This is a genomic window from Cupriavidus sp. PET2-C1, from assembly GCF_054515855.1.
Genome location: NZ_CM137260.1, coordinates 1,731,568 through 1,749,505 on the forward strand (window position 1 = coordinate 1,731,568; position 17,938 = coordinate 1,749,505).

Sequence of the window (17,938 nt, forward strand, 5' to 3'; positions counted from 1 at the left end):
GCTTATTGCCCCGCGCTGTCCATACTCCATTCACACCACCACACCACGTTCTCAGGAGAACACCATGAATCGCTTCGAAGGCAAAACCGTACTGATCACTGGCGGCAACAGTGGCATGGGCCTGGCTACCGCGCAGGCATTCGCCGCCGAAGGCGCGCGCGTCATCGTGACGGGCAGGGACACCGCGACGCTGGAAGCCGCCAAGCCCACGCTGGGCGCTAACGCGCTAGCCATCAAGAATGACGCCGGCACCGTGGACGCGGCCCGCGCGCTGGCAGAACGCCTCACCGATGAAGGCATCAAGCTCGACGCCGTGTTCATCAACGCGGGCATCGCCAGGTTCGCACCGCTGTCGGATGTCGAGGAATCGATGTGGGACCAGACCTTCAATACCAATGTGAAGGGCCCCTTCTTCCAGATCCAGGCACTGGCGCCGCTGTTCAATCCAGGCGCGTCGATTGTGCTCAACGGCTCCATCAACGCGCACATCGGCATGCCGTCATCTGCGGTCTACGCGGCCAGCAAGGCCGGCCTCATCTCGCTGGCCAAGACGCTCTCCGCCGAGCTGCTGCCGCGTGGCGTACGCGTCAATGTGCTCAGCCCGGGCCCGGTGAGCACGCCGCTCTACGGCAAGCTCGGCCTGGACGCCGACACCCTCGCCAACACCGCTGCCCAGATCAAGAGCCAGGTCCCGCTCGGCCGCTTTGGCGACCCGAAGGAAATCGCGGCAACGGTGCTGCATCTCTCGGCCACCGAGTCGGCGTTCATCGTCGGCACGGAGATCATCGTCGATGGCGGCATGAGCCAGCTGTGAGGCTTGAGCTGGCTTAACTGGATTATCTGACTAAGAGGCCGTTTCAAAATGAAGCGAAGCGGTTCTGGCTAGGCGCGCGGCCGCAGACAGTACAAGTGGTACGGCAAGGCCGCGCAACAACGCCAGAATCTTTTTGAAACGGCCTCTAGCATCAGCAAGGAGCACGGAACACCATGAGTGAAAACATCGCCTTTATCGTCCACCTGCCGGGTAAGCCGGAGCATCGCGACGAACTCGAATCCAGCTTGCTGCAAGTACTGGAGCAAATGGCCAAGGAGCCGGATTTCGTCAACACCTACCTGCATCGCTCGGTCGAAGACCCCGATACGCTGGTGCTCTACGAGACCTGGGCTTGCAGCCCCGCGTACTTCCAGGCATATCACTTGAGCCGGCCCTATCGGCAGGCCTATGAGCAGGCATTGCCGAGACTGCTCAAGCGCGAGCGCACGCTGGAATTCCTCAAGCCGCTGCGCGCGTTCGAGAAGCCAGCAGCATAAGCTCGGACAGTTGACGTTGCCCTCATGGCGGGAGCCGGAAGACGATCATCCGGAAGTGGAGGACGCGGCCTTTGCTCCGAAAGCACCCCCACACAGTTGGGTACGCGCATGTCGACCTTGCTGCACAGCAACAAGCGGGATGCCCTGCTTGTTCGGGTATCTCCCTAGGGGCTATCCAAATAGAGGGCTCTAGAATCTGCCGTTGGATGGTGCACTGCGCAAATCAGTGATGCCGCCGCCTTTCCGAATCTCATATTCGACCCGCTTGCCGCGACGGCACATCCCGTGCATGTCGACCTGGCTGCCGGGCGATACACAGGAGAACACGCATGTTCGTTTTTTCGTCCGACCAGTTCGCTGAAGCCCAGAAAGCCCATTTCGCCAACTTGTTCGCGCTGACGAATACGGCTTTCGACGGTTTCCAGAAACTGGCCGAGCTGAACCTGCAAGCCGTGAAGTCGAGCCTGGCCGAAAGCCAGGAGAACGTGCAGGCGGCCTTGTCCGGTGGCGACCTGAAGGATGTCTTCAGCGCACAAGGTAAGTTCGCGCAGCCGGCAGCCGACAAGGCGCTGGCGTATGCCCGCCATGTGTACGAGATTGCCTCGGCCACGCAGGCCGAACTCACCAAGACGGTGGAAGCGCAATACGAACAGCACAACCGCAGCGTGCAGACCTTCGTCGATACGTTCGTAAAGAATGCGCCGGCCGGATCGGAGGCCATCACCGCCCTGCTGCAGCAGACGGTTGCCGCCGCCAACAACACCTACGAATCGGTGCAGAAGGCCTCGAAGCAAGCGGCTGAAACGGTGAAATCCAACTTCGAAGCATCGACCGCGGCCGCGACTGGCGCAGTCCAGCAAAGCGCACGCCGCGCTGTCAAGGCATCTTGAAGTAAAGCACGCCCGCGCAGCGCGGCCTTCCCGTGCTGCGCGGGAACAAGGCGCGCGGCCGCAGCCAGTACAAGTGGATCGGCCAAGGCCACGCGACGACGCCAGCCTCTTTTGGAAACGGCCTCTTAGTGCAGGTGCCCGCCGAACAGCCCTAGCAAGCCGATGACGATCAGGTAGATTGCCACGATGTAGTTCAGCAGCCGCGGCATGATCAGAATCAGGATGCCCGCGATCAGCGAGATCAGCGGGCTGGCGTTCGTGATGGCGATCATGATGGATCCCTTTCACAGCAGTGCCGTCCAGGCACTGCGATGGACGCGCTGGCATGGCGCCGCGACGCGGCCCGTCAAGCCAGGATCAGGAGCGATCCTGGCTTGGCGAGGCTGTCCGCAACAGGCTTGTCGCTTGCACGGACTTGCGCTTGCTCGCGCTGACTAGCCCTTCGGCTTCATCAGGTTTTTCGCCTCTTCGATATTCTGCTCCGCGCGCTTGGTAATCACGGCCAGCGCCTCGGCCTGCGATTTCTGCGCCATCTCCGCCAGTTCACGCATATTGTTGAACGCCTGCTGCAGGCCCTGCTGAACGAACTCGCCTTGCTTGGCCATGGCCTCGGCCGGGTTGCCGCCGGTGGTCATCTTTTGCGCCGCCGACTGGATCTCCTGTATGGTCTTGCTCAGGATCTCCGTTTGCTTCTGCACCAGTGCCTGCATGCCTTCGTAGGCCACCTTGTTGGCCTCCGCGATGGCTTCGATATCCTTGCGCCGCGCTTCGATTACCGAGGTCATATCGACCCCGGGGAGCTTGTACTGCTCGAGCAACTTGCTGAAATCGGTGAACGGATTGGACGGTGTCGACATGATGCATCTCCTCGCTGGGGGTAGGTGAAGCAGGGAACTGGCCGCGCCGGGATCCGGATGTGTCTGCCCGATTGACTTCTCGATGGCGGCGGGCGCGGTAGCTCAAGTGTAGCGCGTGCCGCACGCCGCTTGGGGGGAAAGCGCCACCGTTTGCAGCCGAGCGCCCCGGAATTCACTTCGGGCCACACCGGCCCTCACCAAACCCTCACCAAGCCTTCACCAGGCCGTTCGAATTCGGCGAACGCTTCCTTGAAAACTATGAACTGGCCTGCCCCGGGGGCCGCCGATACACTCGCCCGCACCATCACTACCTGTCTTGCGGAGATCCCATGCTTCATCAGGCCCTGGCCGGCATCAAGGTGCTGGATTTGTCCCGGATACTGGCCGGCCCGTGGTGCACGCAGAACCTGGCCGACCTGGGCGCCGACGTCACCAAGGTAGAACGCCCCGGTCACGGCGACGATACGCGCGGCTGGGGCCCACCCTACTTGCACGCACCCGAAGGCAGCGCGGGCGGCGACAGCGAGATCGGCCTGTCCGCCTACTTCATCTGCTGCAACCGCGGCAAGCAATCCGTGGCCATCGACTACGCCACCCCCGAAGGCGCCGCGCAGATCCGCGCGCTTGCGCTGCAAGCCGATGTGCTGGTGGAGAACTACAAGGTTGGCACGCTGCGCCGCTACGGCCTGGACTATGAAACGCTCAAGGCGCTCAACCCGCGGCTGGTCTATCTGTCGATCACCGGCTTTGGCCAGAGCGGCCCGATGGCCGACAAGCCCGGCTACGACTACGTGTTCCAGGGCATGGGCGGGCTGATGAGCTACACCGGGCACCCCGACGGCGAGCCTGGCGCCGGCCCGCTGCGCACGGGCGTGGCGGTGGTGGACCTGACCACCGGCATGTATGCCACCTCGGCCGTGCTGGCGGCCTTGCTGCGCCGTCACGCCACCGGCGAGGGCGAGTACCTGGATATCGCCCTGCTTGACGTGGCAGTCGCGCTCAATGCCAACCAGGCCTCCAACTACCTGGTGTCCGGCAAGGCGCCGCAACGCAGCGGCAATGCGCATCCCAACTGCGCGCCGTACGAAGTCTTTCGCTGCGCGGATGGCCACCTGATCCTTGCCATCGGCAACGACGCGCAGTTCGCACGCTTTTGCGAAGTGGCCAGCCTGGGCGCGCTGGCAGCCGACCCGCGCTACGCCAGCAACGCCGGGCGCATCGCCAACCTGCCGGCGCTGCGCAAGCTGCTCACCGACGTGTTCCACACCCGCGACCGGCAGAGCTGGACGCAAGCCTTCGACGCGGCCGGCGTGCCATGGGGCCCGATCCACTCCATGGAAGACGTGTTTGCGCATCCGCAGGTGGCGCACCGCCAACTGGTGCAGCAAGCCGAACACCCGGTGCTTGGCCGCGTGCCGATGATCCGCAACCCCATGCTGGCCAGCAGCGGCGCGCGAGCACTGGCGCCGCCGCCGCTGCTCGACGAGCACAGCCGGCGCAACGGCAACTAGCGCCGGCGCGCACCGACACCTAAAAAGAACCCATCCGGAGACATCGCTTGAACAAACGCATCATCGCCACCACCCTGCTCGCCGGCCTGAGCCTTGCCAGCGGCGCGCACGCCTCGGCCTACCCCGACAAGCCCATCAAGCTGATCGTGCCCTACGCGGCAGGCGGCACCACCGATATCATCGCGCGCATTGTCGGCACCCGGCTCGGCGCCGTGCTCAAGCAGCCCGTCGTGGTGGAAAACCGCCCAGGCGCGGGCGGCGCCGTGGGCAGCGCGTATGCGGCCAAGCAGCCCGCGGACGGCTACACGCTGGTCATGGAAGTGGAAAGCTCGCACGCAGTCAACCCCAACGTGTACGCCAAGACGGCCTACGACCCCGTCAGGGATTTCGACCCCATCAGCAACCTCGCCGACGTGCCCAACGTACTGGTGGTCAACCCTGCCTTCCCGGCCAGCGACCTGCCCGCCTTCATCAAGCTGCTCAAGGCCAACCCGGGCAAGTACTCGTTCGGATCGTCGGGCAATGGCGGCCTGAGCCATATGAACGGCGAGCTGTTCATGAACGAGACTGGCACGAGGATGCTCCACGTGCCCTACAAAGGCCTGGGCCCCGCGCTCAACGATGCGGTGGCGGGCCAGATCCAGGTGGTGTTCGACAACATCCCCTCCTCCTCCAGCCTGATCCAGGGCCACCGCCTGCGCCCGCTGGCGGTGGCTGCCAGGCAGCGACTGAAAGTACTGCCCAATGTGCCGACCTATGCCGAGGCTGGCCTGCCCGCGATGAACAATCCCTCCTGGTTCGGCCTGGGCGCGCCAGCCGGCACGCCAGCGGCTATCCTGGACAAGCTCAACGACGCAGTGCGGCAGGTGCTGGCCGACCCCGAGGTCGTCACCGCCATCGAGAAGCAAGGCGCCATTCCGGCACCGACGACGCGCGGGGCCTTCGCCGACCTGATCCGCGGCCAGAACGCACACTGGAAGAAGGTCGTCGAAGATATCCATTTCACAAAACTGCAGTGAGACCACGCCATGAGCCAAGCAGATAACAAGCCATACGCCGGCATCGAGATCAATGCGCTCGGCATCGCCACTCTCACCATCCGCGAGGCCGGCTCGCTCAACATCCTCAGCACACCGGTCATCGCCGCGCTGACCCAGGCCGTGGCCGAGCTCGCGGCCGTTGACGAGATCCGCGTGCTGATCGTGCAAGGCGCCGGAGAAAAAGGCTTTATCGGCGGCGCCGACATCAAGGAGATGGCCGCACTAACCCGCGACAGCGCGCAGCGCTTCATCAGTGGCCTGCGCGGCCTGTGCGACGCCCTGCGCCACTTCCCCGTGCCCGTGATCGCGCGCATGCCGGGCTGGTGCCTGGGCGGCGGCCTGGAACTCGCGCTGGCCTGTGACATCCGCGTCGCCGCGGACAACACCCGCGTCGGCATGCCCGAGGTCAAGGTGGGCATTCCGTCGGTCATCCACGCCGCACTGATGCCCCGCCTGATCGGCAACGCCCGCGCCGCGTGGATGCTGCTGACCGGCGAGATCTCCGACGCGCGCGAAGCGCTGGCGTGGGGCCTGGTGAGCAAGGTGGTGCCGCTAGCCGAACTGGACGCCGAGGTCGAACGCCTCGCCACGCTGCTGGCCGGCTTCGGCCCTGCCGTGGTGCGCCAGCAGAAGCGACTGCTGCGCGAGTGGGAAGAGACGCCGCTGGATGTGGCCATCAACAACAGCGTGGCGGAGTTTGGCAGTGCCTTCGAGACCGGGGAGCCGCAGCGGTACATGAACGAGTTCCTGCAGCGCAAGCGGTAGGCGGTAAGCGGTACGCGGGAAAAAGGGGCCAAGGCAGCCAGGACAGACTGTTCGCAGGCAGGAACAGTCTGTTCCGGGAACTCCCTTTTTTGCATTGTCCTTATGACGCTACATTGACGCCGCTGCGATGCCCGAGCCCATGGGGCGCCGCAAATCATAAGGAAATCAACGCAATGAAATCTCGTGCATGGCTGGCGCTGTTGCCGCTCATTCCCGGCGCCGCAATGGCGCAAGGCAGTATCACGCTTTACGGCGTGGTCGATGCCGGCATCGAATACCTGAGCCACGCGCCCAACGCCACCGGCGGCAGCAACTCCACGGTGCGCATGTCCACCGGCAACCTCTCCACCTCGCGCTTCGGCCTGCGTGGCACGGAAGACCTGGGCAACGGCCTTAAGGGCGTATTCGTACTGGAGAACGGCTTCGACCTCGACACTGGCAAGATCAACCAGGGCGGCCGCCTGTTCGGCCGCCAGGCCTTCGCCGGCCTGCAGGCCCAGTACGGCACGCTGACCCTCGGCCGCCAACAGACGCTGCTGTACGATCTCTCGTCGGCGTTCGACCCGATGGTCATCTCGACTCGCTACTCGCTGCTGATGCACGACAAATGGATGTCAGGCCGCGCCGACAACGCCATCAAGTTCACCGGCACCACGGGCGGCATCTACTACGGGCTGCTCTACAGCACCGGCTACGACAGCACCGCCGGCGGCGAAATCGCCGGCGCATCCAAGGCAGGACGGGAATGGAGCGCCAGCCTGGGCTACGCCAGCGGCCCCCTGTCCATGCGCGTGGCCTACGACGAAGTCCGCGGCAGCACGGTCACGCTGCAGGACAACCGCGAGCGCCGCGCCGCCGTGGCCGCGGCCTATGCCTTCTCGTCGGTCAAGGTGCTTGCGGGCTACCGCTACTACCGTGGCGACTTCACCACCAGCTCCCTGCGCACCAACCTCTACTGGGCCGGCGTGCAGTACCAGGCCACGCCAGCTATTTCACTGACCGGCGCTGCGTACTACACCGACGTGCGCAACACGTCGGCCGATCCGCTGAGCTTTGTGTTATCCGGCACGTACGCGCTGTCCAAGCGTACCGATCTCTACACGACCCTCGCTTACGCGAAGAACCGCGATGGGTCTGCGATGGGATTGTCCGGGTTCGGGCCATCGCTGAATGCCAATGCGACGACGCTGGTGAATACCACGGAACAAGTCGGCGCCGGGCAAAGCCAGGTTGGCGCGATTGTCGGTGTGCGGCATCGGTTCTGAGCCGCTTTCTTGAGTTGTGAGCCCAGCGCGAAACGCTTTATCGACCTTGGCCCGCGCTTAAGCGGGCAAAGATGGCGCCTCTGACGCCTACGGCAAGTTTCTGCCAGGAAGTGAAGGCGCCTTTCCGCGCGCGCCGGTGGCGCGCACCGCATGCCGGTCATTGGCTCGCGTGCGGTTCCTGTCCCGGCCCGCCGCATTGGGCCCACGGCTGTCGGGCAGGCCGCGGCCGCCCAGGTAATTATCCGCACGGCCACCGAATGCACCGATCCTGACTTCCTCGCCCATCCCCCCGACAACATGCTGCGCCTGGGCGGCTCCCGAAGTCGCCGCCAGCATGGCAATCGCCATCAGGGCAAACGTGTAGATCTTGTTCATGCGGTTTTCCTGCGTTTCATGTTGTACGGCATGCCGCTGTATTGGCGGCCGCAGTCTTTTGGGGCACGGGGAGCATAGTGCGACTGGCCCCCTTCCGTTGTAATCAATTGTTAATGCCTGTCAGGTGCGAGGGCGGAAAGCAACAATGCGCAGGCCCGGTGCGTGCTGGCCCGGCTATTGCACCGAGATGTGGTTGTCCTTGATCACCTTGGACCAGACTGTGGACTCGCGTTTGAGCAAGCTGCCCAATTCGGCTGGGTCACCGCTCTGGGGCTCCGCCCCCATGCCCACCAGTTTTTCCCGCACCTCCGGCGCCGCCATCGCGGATCGCACTGCGCTCCTCAACGCCGCCAGCGCTTCCGGCGGCGCCTTGCCGGTGGCGAACACGCCGAACCAGCCCATGGCCTGGAAATCAGGCACGCCGGAGGCTGCGACGGTAGGCAAGTCCGGCAGCAACTGCGTGCGGGCCGGACTCGTCACGGCGATGCCTCGCAACTGCCCGCTCTTGATGTATGGCGTCAGGATGGCGACATTGTCGATGCCAGCCTGCAGCCGGCCGGCAAGCAGGTCGGGCATCAGGGCGCCAGTGCCCTTGTAAGGCACGTACTGCATATCGACACCGGCTTTGGTCTTGATCAATTCCCAACCGAGATGCTGGGCGGTGCCAGGGCTGGATCCCGCGTAGGAGATCTTTCCGGGATTTGCCTTGGCGTACGCGATCAGTTCAGGAAGCGTTTTCACCGGAAGCGACGGATGCACGACCATCACATACGGTGAAGTGGCCACAATCCCAAGCGGCTCGAGGTCCTTTTCCGGTTCCAGTCTGGTGGCCACATACAGCGCGCGATACGTCGCCAATTGCGATGAAGCCATCAACACGGTGTAGCCATCCGCCGAGGCCTTCGCCACGCTCTCCGCCGCGATCAGGCCACTGGCACCGGTGCGGTTCTCGACCACGACACTCTGGCTCAGCGATTGACTCATCCTGGCAGCGATCAGCCGGGCGATCACGTCGGTGGTCCCGCCCGCCGGCGTGCCTACCAGCATGCGAATGGGTGCGTTCGGGAACTTGGCTTGCGCCGTGGCGGCGCCACCGGCACAAGCCATCAGAAGCGCTGCCACGCAGCGTAGCGTCGTGATCCTGTTTCGCATCATGTCTCCGTCTTTATCGCATCTTTATCAATGCACCGGCCCCGCACGCTTGCCGGTTACCGCTTGGCGCCGAACTCCGCCTCCTCCCGGGTCCACCCGGCCACTTGACCGCTCAGGCTCACACCGATCCCCGGCCGCGTCGGCACCAGCATGCGGCCGTCCCTGATTTCGAGGCGTTCGTTGAACAATGGCTCCAGCCATTCGAAGTGCTCCACCCACGGCTCGCGCGGGTACGCTGCCGCGAGGTGGACATGCAACTCCATGGCAAAGTGAGGCGCAATCATCAGTCCCGCGTGATCTGCCAGCGATGCCACCGCCAGGAAGGGCGTGATGCCGCCCACGCGCGGGCCGTCGGGCATCAGGTAATCGGCTGCGCGATGGCGAATCAGCTCCCAGTGTTCCGCCACGCTCGTCAGCATCTCGCCGGTGGCGATCGGCGTGTCGAATTGGGCAGCCAATGCGGCATGGCCTTCGGCGTCGTAGGCGTCCAGCGGCTCTTCGATCCAGGTCAGGTTGAACTGCTCCAAGATGCGGCACATGCGCTGCGCGGTCGGCCGATCCCACTGCTGGTTGGCATCGACCATCAGCGCAAAGCCATCGCCCAGGTGTTTGCGCACCGTCTCCACCCGCTTGATGTCGGCGGCGCAGTCGGGCTGCCCAACCTTCAGCTTGATGCCGCCGATGCCCTTCTCCACCGATTTGCTCGCGTTCACCAGAAGCTGGTCGAGCGGCGTATGAAGAAAGCCGCCCGAGGTGTTGTAGCACTTCACCGAGTCGCGGTGCGCACCGAGAAGCTTCGCCAGCGGCAGGTTGGCACGCCTGGCCTTGAGGTCCCACAGCGCAACGTCGAATGCGCCAATGGCTTGCGTGGCCAAGCCGCTGCGCCCAACGGATGCACCCGCCCAGATCAGCTTGTTCCACAGCCGCGCGATGTCGTTGGCATCCTCGCCGATCAGCGCCGGCGCGATCTCCCTGGCGTGTGCGAATTGCCCGGGTCCCCCGGCCCGCTTGGCGTAGCTGAATCCGAGCCCCTTGTCGCCGCCCTCCGTCTCGATCTCGGCAAAGAGTATCGCGATCTCGGTCATCGGCTTCTGTCTGCCGGTTAGCACCTTGGCGTCGCTGATAGGTGTCGCGAGCGGCAGGTACACCGATGAAAGCCGGATCGATGCGATGTTGTCGTTTGCGCCGCTCTTCTGCTGGTGCTGCGTGGTCATGCTTGTGCTCCTGATTCCTTGAGATGCGGCCCACCGAGGCCGCCTGGCGATGCGCGGTGATGCGTGGTGATGCCTGAGGCCTGATGCCGGCCCTACTCGATCACTGCACCGGACTCCCTGACGGTCTTGCCCCATTTCTCTATTTCGGCCTTGACGAACTCGTTCGCCTTGGCGGGTGAACTGCCGACCACGACGAACCCTGCGGCCTCGAGCTTTTCCTTGACCTTGGGATTGGCCATCGCCTTTTCCGATGCGGCGGCAAGCTTGTCGATGATGGCCTTGGGTGTGCCTGCGGGAGCTGCCAGGCCGAACCAGGAGACCGCAGAGAAGCCGGGGAAGCCGGACTCGGCGATGGTCGGCACGTTCGGATAGGAGGGGTTCCGCTCGGCGCTAAAGACGGCAATCGGCCGCAGCTTGCCTGACTTGACGTACGGCAGCAGAACGTCCTGGTTCAGCGTGAGGATGGGCACATGCCCGGCGAGCGTGTCGCTGATGGCTGCGGCGCCGCCCTTGTAGGGCACGGGCGTGATCTTGAATCCTGCAGCCGACTCGAGCATCTGCATGCCCAGGTGGTTCGAAGAGCCGTTGCCGGAATTGGCAGCCTGGTATTTTCCGGGCGAGGCTTTGACGAGCTTGAGGAATTCCTGAATGGTCTTGGCCGGAAACTCGGGGTTCACCACCAGCACATTCGGCCCGGTCGCCAGCAAGGAAATGTGGGCAAAATCCTTGTCCGCGTACGGCAGCTTGTTGTAGAGGCCGTAGTTGATCGCATTCGAACCCACGCCAGAGATCAGCAAGGTGTAGCCGTCTGGCACCGCGCGTGCCACCGCCACGGAGCCGATCCCGCCATTGGCGCCGCCCCTGTTCTCCACGACGAACGACTGTCCGAGCTGGGCCTGCAGTTCTGCGGCCAGGATCCGGCCCATTGCGTCGGAGCTGCCCCCCGCGGGGAACGGCACCACGATGTTAACTGGCTTGGCGGGATATGGCTGCTGCGCTGCCGCCGGCAACGCCAGCGTGGCGGCAGCAAGCGCCACGCAAATCAAGGGAACGCAACGGCGCGCCTGCGCCTGGCAAATCATGGTCATGGGTGTCTCCTGCCTGATGGGCTGGGCTGCCTCATGCGTAACTGGGCGAGCCCTTCTACTCGTTGCCAACGCGCTCTTCATCAACCAGACGCGCCGATTGTTAGCGCTAACATTTCGAGGCGAATCACTTGGGCGTTTCGCCTGCCGATCAACAACGGCTGTATGTTAGCGCTACCATTTGACAGATTCAAGGCTCAACTTCGCAGGGAAATCCCTAGCCGCATTCAAATAGAGCCTTCTGATTTGCTTTTTGAGGTACTTCTTCTTTCGATGATGCTGAAACCGACATCGACAACGGTCTCGGACCCGGCGGACTCCGTCTTCTCGATCCTGGCGACCAGGAAACGCGCAGCGCGATTACCGATCGCCTTCCCATCGATGCTGACGGAACTGAGTGTCGGAGACAACTCGGCGGCGAAATCGTAGTCACCGAACCCCATCACCGCGAGCTGATCCGGAACACCGATGCCCCGCTCTTGCGCCTCCACGATGACCCCCTGCGCCAAGGGGTCGGAGCTGCAGACCACGACATCCAGCCCAGGGGCACGTTCCAGTAGCTTGGCAAAATGCCGCTTGCCCAAGCCCATGGTGCTTGGCACCGGCACCGACTCGAGGGGTACGTCGCTGATGCCGTGCCTGGCCAGCGCCGCAAGCAAGCCGCGGCGGCGGACGTCGCCCCGCTGGTCATTGGCGAACACAAGCCCGAATCGCCGATACCCCTTGTCCAACAGATACTCCGCCACGGCCACCCCGACCTGCTCGTGGGAAAAGCCAACCAGCATGTCCATTGGCGAGGGACTCATATCCCAGGTCTCGACCAGCGGGATGCCGGATTTGAGCAGTCGGGTGCGCGTGGTGTCGGTATGTACCGTGCCGGTCAGGACGATGCCATCGGGACGGCGGCTCAGGATGGCGTCCAGCAGTTCCTGCTCGCGCGACGCGTCGTATCCGGAAAGGCCGAGCATCACCTGGTATCCGGCCTTGCCGAGTTCGTCCGTGAGCGCCTGCGTGACTTGGGCAAACATGGAATTCGCGATGGTCGGCACCACTACCGCAACGAGCCGGCTACGGCGTGAAGCCAGTCCCCCCGCGAGCAGGTTCGGCACATAGCCAGTGCGCTCGATGGCACCTTTCACCACCGCGAGCGTGCGAGGCGAAACCCGTTCCGGGTTGTTCAGGACCCGCGACACCGTCATGGCAGATACGCCAGCGATGCTGGCGACATCGGCCACCGTGGCGCTGCCGGTCGCTCGGGGCGAGCTGCGCGCGTGCGGCAACGCTGCCGGTGCCGGCGTCTTGCCGCTGCCCTCTTCGCTGGGCGGATTGCCCTCAATGGCTTTTTTTGCCTGCTTCATCGCTTCTGCTGGTAATTGTGCCGGGGACCGGATAGTTGCTTCCGAGCGCCGCACTCGCAGAGTATACCCACCCGACCAGGCAGACCCGATGCCGCCGGAAGCGGGTTGCACGTGTGCGCCTTGAACCTTGAGGCCTTCTTTATCCGATTTCGCATGGCGCTGCGCCATTCCCCCCCCAGCTGAAAGTGAAAGCCATCCTTCACCTGCCCGGGCCGTGTTTCGGGCAGCCGGTTCTACAGAATCGCAGTGCCGCCGCCGTTAATGGAGGCGGCAACCTACGACAAGCTCATCGTCCTGACAGATCTCGCGATCCATGAATCCACCCCCGCAAGACCAGACCCAACCGATTACCTTCCAATGGGCGCTCGCGCTCACCTTCGTGGCCTGGTTTGTCGAGGTGATATTGACCATGTTGCTGCGCCCGGCCTTGCTGCGCAGCGGCATGCAGCCAATGGCCGCAGCCAGCCTGATTCGCGTGGCCTGCTATGGGCTGGTATTCAGCACCCTGCTGCACGCCAGCGGGCTGAGCTACCGCAGGCTGTTCCACGAGGGCCGGGCCAGCGTGGCGGCCACGCTGGGCGTGCTGGGCCCGCCGATCCTGCTGATGGTGCCGCTGATCCTGCTGCTGGACGGGCTGGCCATGCTCGGCATAGAGGCGCTGTTCCCATTTTCCGCCGACGATGCGCGCATGATCACGGAGATGACGAGCGGCGGCATCGGCATCTGGGTGCTGGTGTGCGTGATCGCGCCGTTCGTCGAGGAAATGTTCTTCCGCGGCATCCTGCTGCGCGGCATGCTCAGGCGGTACGCGCGCGCCGATGCCACCGTGTATTCGGCCTTCGTCTTCGGCGTGGCGCACCTGAACATCTACCAGTTCGTGATCGCGTTCGCCGTCGGGCTGTTCGCGGCGGCGCTCTATTGCCGCACGCGTTCGCTCTGGCCCGGCATCGTCCTGCATGCGGGCCTGAACACAGGCGTCATGGTCTGCGCCGCGATGGCGCCGGAAAGCACGGCGCTGGAAGCGCCGGTCGGCGTGTGGGCGCTAGCCGTGCCATTGGGGCTGGCCGGGGCCTGGATGCTACGCCGGCTGCTGTGGTACCCGCGTGGCGCGGGTGCGGCCGAGGGCCAATCCTGACGTCGCGCTTTCTTCCTGCCGGCAATCCACGAGGCCGGCGCCCGGGCAAACTTCATCACCGGCGTCGACGCGGCCGATGAACACCAAGGCAGGCTTAAATGTTCCAGCGATCCGCGATGGCCGCCAGACGCTGCCTGAGATCGTCGAACTCGCCGGACAAGCGCAGCGTCAGCGAGACATAGCCAGCCCATTGCGGCGCAACGGTGCCCGCAATCCGCGCAAGCGAACAAGTACCGCGCGGCGCCAGGCGCGCCACCACGCCATGGGTCAACGCGCGCGCCATGCCGACCAGCATGGCGCTGACGCGGCGGTTTTCTTCGGCAAGATGGTCGCGCACGAATGCCTTGGCCTCTTCGTCGTCAACGCGCGGGCGCGTGGCCGCGAGCACTTCCAGCAGGCTGATGCACACGCGCATGCCGTGCTGGATGGCTTCGAGCTGCTCCATCGAGACATTGATCTCCTTGGCCACCGACGGCATCAGCGATCGCAGCTGCACCAGCAAGCTGCCTTGCAGCACCATGGCCTGCTGCAGCACGGCCCGGTCGAAGCCCGCATCGTTGACGATGGCCGCGTGCATCCTGGCGCAACTGCGCAGGGCCTCGGCCAGCTTGTAGCGCCACGTATAGGTGGCGTGCAGGGGCAGCGCAAAGGAGAACAGCAGCGCGATCGCGATACCGATCAGCACATCCGCCGCGCGCCAGAGGCCGTCCGCAATGGCGTTCTCGCCATGGCCAGCGACGATAAAGATGGTAATGGCGGAGAGCAGCGCCACGTAGCCACCCTTGCCGATCGCGTGATACGCACAGATGGCGCAGGCGATCACGATCAGCGCGTAGCTGAGCAAGGGCGCGTGAAAATACGATTGCTGCAGGATGATCACCAGCCCCGCGCCCGCGCCGATCAGCGTGCCGAGCGCTCGCTCGGCCGCCTTCTTGCGGATATTGCCGTGGTGCTGCAGGCCACCGATGACCACCAGCAGCGTGATCGATGCCCATTCGCCATGGGGCAGGTGGATGCCGGTGGTCAGCGCAATGGACGTCAGCAGGCCAAGCGCCACCCTGGCTGCATGAATCACCTTGGCATGGCGGTAGCGGCGCGCCGGATCCAGCACCGGGCGCAGCACACGCCGCAGCATCGGATGGACGCGCGCGAGCAGACGGGTGATTCTTGGCAGCATCATCGGCGACCTGGCTGACAGCGAAGCGGCGCTGGGCGCAATCGCCCGGCTGGCACCGGCAAAGTACGCTAGTGTCCTCTGCCTTTCACCGTAAGGCAACCGGGGCCGGGGCACGCTGGCACGCGCCCTGCGCCACCAGCCGCACCGGCGATCGACAGGCGTAACCCGTCTTCGCCATCGTCAGCACCCGGTGGCGCGGCGCTCGTGGTGTCGCGAAGCGGGCGTGCGGCCTCCACGCAGAACGTACATTGCATAGTTTCGTTCCTTACACTAGGCTCAATCACACTGAGGGGGCTTACACTCTCCGCCTGGAAGCGAGCAAGATCAGCGTGCACTCGACCCGATGGATGCCTCGGTTTTTCCTTGTCCTAAGTTGCGCGATAACGTCGCTCTCAGGTACGTATGCATCGCATAGCGAGGCACAGGGCGCCGGCGATGCAGATCTGCTCAAACGAGGCCAATACCTGGCAACAGCAGGCGACTGCGTGGCCTGCCACAGTGCGCCAGGCGGGAAGCCTTATGCAGGCGGGCTGTCACTGCCAACGCCACTAGGTGCCATTGTTTCGACGAATATCACTCCGTCCAAAACCCACGGCATCGGCAACTAGTGCTACCGACTGCCGGCACCTGCAACTCGACGGAGAACGGTCTCGCCGTGGCCTTGCGGACAGCCCAACACATTCTGTCGGAGCAGGCGGGCCGGCCAACGCCAGCTGGAGATCAATTGAAGCCCGCCGGCTGAAGTGACTGTCGCATGTGCCATGTCCCGCGGTACGAAGGTGAACGCGAGATGCCTCCTGGAGACTTCGTATGCTCGGTTTGACAGCACTCGAACTAGCACGCAGTGTGCCTTTGCTATAAGGCATCCTGCAAATTCACGATCCGGAGGTTGCCATGAATCCGCTCGTCCAAGCCCTGAGTACCAGCGGCGCAGCGCTGCTGGCGGAACTCGAAGCGATCTACAAGGATATCCACCAGCACCCGGAATTGTCGATGCAAGAAGTTCGCACCGCCAAGCTCGCGGCCGAATTCATCGAAACGCTGGGCTACGAGGTGACGCGCGCGGTGGGCGTCACAGGCGTCGTCGGCGTGTTGCGCAATGGCGAAGGCCCCACCGTGATGCTGCGCGCCGACATGGATGCGCTACCCATGGCGGAGAATACCGGCTTGCCCTATGCCAGTACCGTCAAGGCAAAAGATGAAGATGGTGTGGAGGTAGGCGTGGCCCACTCCTGCGGGCACGACCTGCACGTGACCTGGCTGATGGGGGCGTCGCGCATTTTTGCGGAGCATCGCGACGCCTGGAAAGGCACTGTGATGCTCGTGTTCCAGCCCGGCGAGGAAGTGGGCCGGGGTGCGGCGAGCATGGTTCAGGATTGGGGAGAGGGGCGTTTCCCCAAGCCAGACATTATCTTGGGGCAGCACGTGATGGTGGGGCTGAGTGGCACGGTCTGCTACCGCCCGGGTGTCATCCTGTCAGCCGGCGACAGCTTGAAGATCAAACTATTTGGTCGCGGGTCACATGGCTCGCAACCGCAGACCGCCATCGATCCGGTGATCATGGCCGCCGCCACCACATTGCGCCTGCAAACCATTGTTTCGCGCGAAATCTCGCCGCTGGACAATGCCGTGTTGACCATTGGCTCGCTGCAGGCCGGCACCAAGGAAAACATCATTCCTGACGATGCCACGATCAAGCTCAATATGCGCACCTTCGACGAAGATGTGCGCGAGTACATGCTGTCGTCCGTCAAGCGAATTTGCTGCGCGGAGTGCGATGCCTCCAATGCTGAGCGGCCGCCCGAGTTCACCACGCTCAGCAGTTACCCGCTAACCGAAAACGACGATGCGTCGACCCGGAAGATCGCGGCAGCCTTCAATGCGCAGTTTGGCGACCGGGCCTATGAGACGGCTCCGGCGTCGGCCAGCGAAGACTTCAGCATCTTCGGGCGTACGTGGAACGTGCCATACGTTTTCTGGTTCGTCGGCGGAACCGACCCCAGTGTGTATGCGCAGGCCAAGAAGGACAAGCAAATCAATAGGATACCGAGCAATCATTCGCCCAGGTTCGCACCGGTCATCCACCCGACGCTGGAAACGGGGCTGCAGGCCATGCTGACGGCGGCGTCTGCCTGGCTTTGCGCTCAGCAAGCGGCATGATGGAACACGGTCTCTTTGTCTTGGTCGACCTGTTCGGTACCTTCGCTTTTGCAGTCAGCGGAGCCCTTGCCGCTGAACAGAAACGCCTAGATCTGTTCGGTGTCGTCGCGATCAGCTATATGACGGCCTGTGGCGGAGGAATCGTTCGGGATCTCTGCCTAGGCTCGTTACCGCCGGTGGGCATTTCAGATTGGCGGTATCTCGCGACCTCGGTGTTGGCCTCGGCAATGGCAATCTGGGCGCGTCCAATCGTTGACCACCTCAAGCATCCTGTCGTTTTTTTTGACTCGCTTGGACTGGGCTTCTTTGCGGTCGTTGGCGCACACAAGGCGCTGCTGCTTGGCCACAACATCGAGGTTGCCATCGTGCTCGGCATGGTGACGGCTGTTGGCGGTGGCGTGGTGAGGGATGTGGTGCTCAATCGCGTACCGATCATCCTGCAGAAGGAAATCTATGCGCTCGCCGCACTGGTGGGCGCGGCCATACAAGTGCTTGGACAATTCATGGAATGGAGGGTAGCGGTCACGCCTTGGTTTGCGGCGTCGATCTGCTTCGCAATCCGCCTGCTTGCCCTGCGCTATTCCTGGAGCCTACCTGTTTTCCATAAGCCGGACGCCGCGTAGTCAGCTTTCAAAAAAAAGGC

18 protein-coding genes are annotated in these 17,938 nt (G+C 63.8%); 10 read left to right on the plus strand and 8 right to left on the minus strand.

What is annotated here, in order from left to right; all coding sequences use genetic code 11:
• The first annotated feature begins 64 nt into the window (after positions 1–64).
• The 3 genes from ACX12D_RS27760 (at position 65) to ACX12D_RS27770 (ending at position 2,201) form a co-directional block, all read left to right on the plus strand.
• The gene (locus ACX12D_RS27760; RefSeq protein ID WP_459374251.1) at positions 65–814 is read left to right on the plus strand and encodes an SDR family oxidoreductase; all 750 of its coding nucleotides are present in this window, start codon (positions 65–67) and stop codon (positions 812–814) included.
• A gap of 173 nt (positions 815–987) precedes the next feature.
• Positions 988–1,311: a putative quinol monooxygenase gene (locus tag ACX12D_RS27765; RefSeq protein WP_459374253.1), complete on the plus strand. Its 324-nt coding sequence runs from the start codon at positions 988–990 to the stop codon at positions 1,309–1,311.
• 329 nt (positions 1,312–1,640) lie between these two features.
• Positions 1,641–2,201, plus strand: coding sequence for a phasin family protein (locus ACX12D_RS27770; RefSeq protein WP_459374254.1), 561 nt, complete (start codon positions 1,641–1,643; stop codon positions 2,199–2,201).
• A gap of 125 nt (positions 2,202–2,326) precedes the next feature.
• On the opposite strand, the gene ACX12D_RS27775 is transcribed toward ACX12D_RS27770, so the two are convergent.
• Together ACX12D_RS27775 and ACX12D_RS27780 are read right to left on the minus strand one after the other, a co-directional pair.
• Positions 2,327–2,473 carry a DUF3096 domain-containing protein gene (locus ACX12D_RS27775; protein ID WP_441640834.1) on the minus strand — a complete coding sequence of 49 codons (147 nt, stop codon included), beginning with the start codon at positions 2,471–2,473 and terminating at the stop codon, positions 2,327–2,329.
• Between the two features lie 162 nt (positions 2,474–2,635).
• Entirely contained in the window at positions 2,636–3,058 is a 423-nt protein-coding gene (locus tag ACX12D_RS27780; RefSeq protein WP_459374255.1) for a phasin family protein, read from the minus strand.
• Between the two features lie 329 nt (positions 3,059–3,387).
• On the opposite strand from ACX12D_RS27780, the gene ACX12D_RS27785 reads away from it, so the two are divergent.
• From ACX12D_RS27785 to ACX12D_RS27800, 4 genes are all read left to right on the plus strand, one after another.
• Positions 3,388–4,569 carry a CaiB/BaiF CoA transferase family protein gene (locus ACX12D_RS27785; RefSeq protein WP_459374257.1) on the plus strand — a complete coding sequence of 394 codons (1,182 nt, stop codon included), beginning with the start codon at positions 3,388–3,390 and terminating at the stop codon, positions 4,567–4,569.
• A 47-nt stretch (positions 4,570–4,616) separates the two neighbouring features.
• A complete protein-coding gene (locus ACX12D_RS27790; protein ID WP_441640831.1) occupies positions 4,617–5,588 on the plus strand; it encodes a Bug family tripartite tricarboxylate transporter substrate binding protein in 972 nt (323 codons plus the stop codon).
• Positions 5,589–5,597: 9 nt separating this feature from the next.
• Positions 5,598–6,374 (plus strand): enoyl-CoA hydratase, encoded by a 777-nt coding sequence (locus tag ACX12D_RS27795; RefSeq protein ID WP_459374260.1) that lies wholly within the window; start codon positions 5,598–5,600, stop codon positions 6,372–6,374.
• A gap of 173 nt (positions 6,375–6,547) precedes the next feature.
• On the plus strand, positions 6,548–7,639 hold the full coding sequence (locus ACX12D_RS27800) for a porin (RefSeq protein ID WP_459374262.1): 1,092 nt from the start codon (positions 6,548–6,550) through the stop codon (positions 7,637–7,639).
• A gap of 87 nt (positions 7,640–7,726) precedes the next feature.
• Here the strand turns inward: ACX12D_RS27800 and ACX12D_RS27805 are convergent, their stop codons facing one another.
• From ACX12D_RS27805 to ACX12D_RS27825, 5 genes are all read right to left on the minus strand, one after another.
• The gene (locus tag ACX12D_RS27805; protein WP_459374264.1) at positions 7,727–8,014 is read right to left on the minus strand and encodes a hypothetical protein; all 288 of its coding nucleotides are present in this window, start codon (positions 8,012–8,014) and stop codon (positions 7,727–7,729) included.
• Positions 8,015–8,188: 174 nt separating this feature from the next.
• Positions 8,189–9,061: a Bug family tripartite tricarboxylate transporter substrate binding protein gene (locus tag ACX12D_RS27810; RefSeq protein WP_459374266.1), complete on the minus strand. Its 873-nt coding sequence runs from the start codon at positions 9,059–9,061 to the stop codon at positions 8,189–8,191.
• Between the two features lie 161 nt (positions 9,062–9,222).
• Positions 9,223–10,380 carry an L-talarate/galactarate dehydratase gene (locus ACX12D_RS27815; RefSeq protein WP_459374268.1) on the minus strand — a complete coding sequence of 386 codons (1,158 nt, stop codon included), beginning with the start codon at positions 10,378–10,380 and terminating at the stop codon, positions 9,223–9,225.
• A 92-nt stretch (positions 10,381–10,472) separates the two neighbouring features.
• Positions 10,473–11,462 carry a Bug family tripartite tricarboxylate transporter substrate binding protein gene (locus tag ACX12D_RS27820; RefSeq protein ID WP_459376543.1) on the minus strand — a complete coding sequence of 330 codons (990 nt, stop codon included), beginning with the start codon at positions 11,460–11,462 and terminating at the stop codon, positions 10,473–10,475.
• 230 nt (positions 11,463–11,692) lie between these two features.
• Positions 11,693–12,823, minus strand: coding sequence for a LacI family DNA-binding transcriptional regulator (locus ACX12D_RS27825; protein WP_459374270.1), 1,131 nt, complete (start codon positions 12,821–12,823; stop codon positions 11,693–11,695).
• A gap of 313 nt (positions 12,824–13,136) precedes the next feature.
• Here ACX12D_RS27825 and ACX12D_RS27830 point away from each other — a divergent pair, with 313 nt between their 5' ends.
• Positions 13,137–13,958, plus strand: coding sequence for a CPBP family intramembrane glutamic endopeptidase (locus tag ACX12D_RS27830; protein ID WP_459374272.1), 822 nt, complete (start codon positions 13,137–13,139; stop codon positions 13,956–13,958).
• Between the two features lie 94 nt (positions 13,959–14,052).
• Here ACX12D_RS27830 and ACX12D_RS27835 read toward each other — a convergent pair whose 3' ends face one another.
• On the minus strand, positions 14,053–15,135 hold the full coding sequence (locus tag ACX12D_RS27835) for an FUSC family protein (RefSeq protein WP_459376544.1): 1,083 nt from the start codon (positions 15,133–15,135) through the stop codon (positions 14,053–14,055).
• An 894-nt stretch (positions 15,136–16,029) separates the two neighbouring features.
• Between ACX12D_RS27835 and ACX12D_RS27840 the strand changes: the two genes are divergently transcribed.
• Positions 16,030–17,295, plus strand: coding sequence for a M20 family metallopeptidase (locus ACX12D_RS27840; RefSeq protein ID WP_459374274.1), 1,266 nt, complete (start codon positions 16,030–16,032; stop codon positions 17,293–17,295).
• Positions 17,292–17,918 (plus strand): trimeric intracellular cation channel family protein, encoded by a 627-nt coding sequence (locus ACX12D_RS27845; RefSeq protein ID WP_459374276.1) that lies wholly within the window; start codon positions 17,292–17,294, stop codon positions 17,916–17,918. Before ACX12D_RS27840 ends, ACX12D_RS27845 begins: the two co-directional genes overlap by 4 nt.
• Positions 17,919–17,938 lie beyond the last annotated feature (20 nt).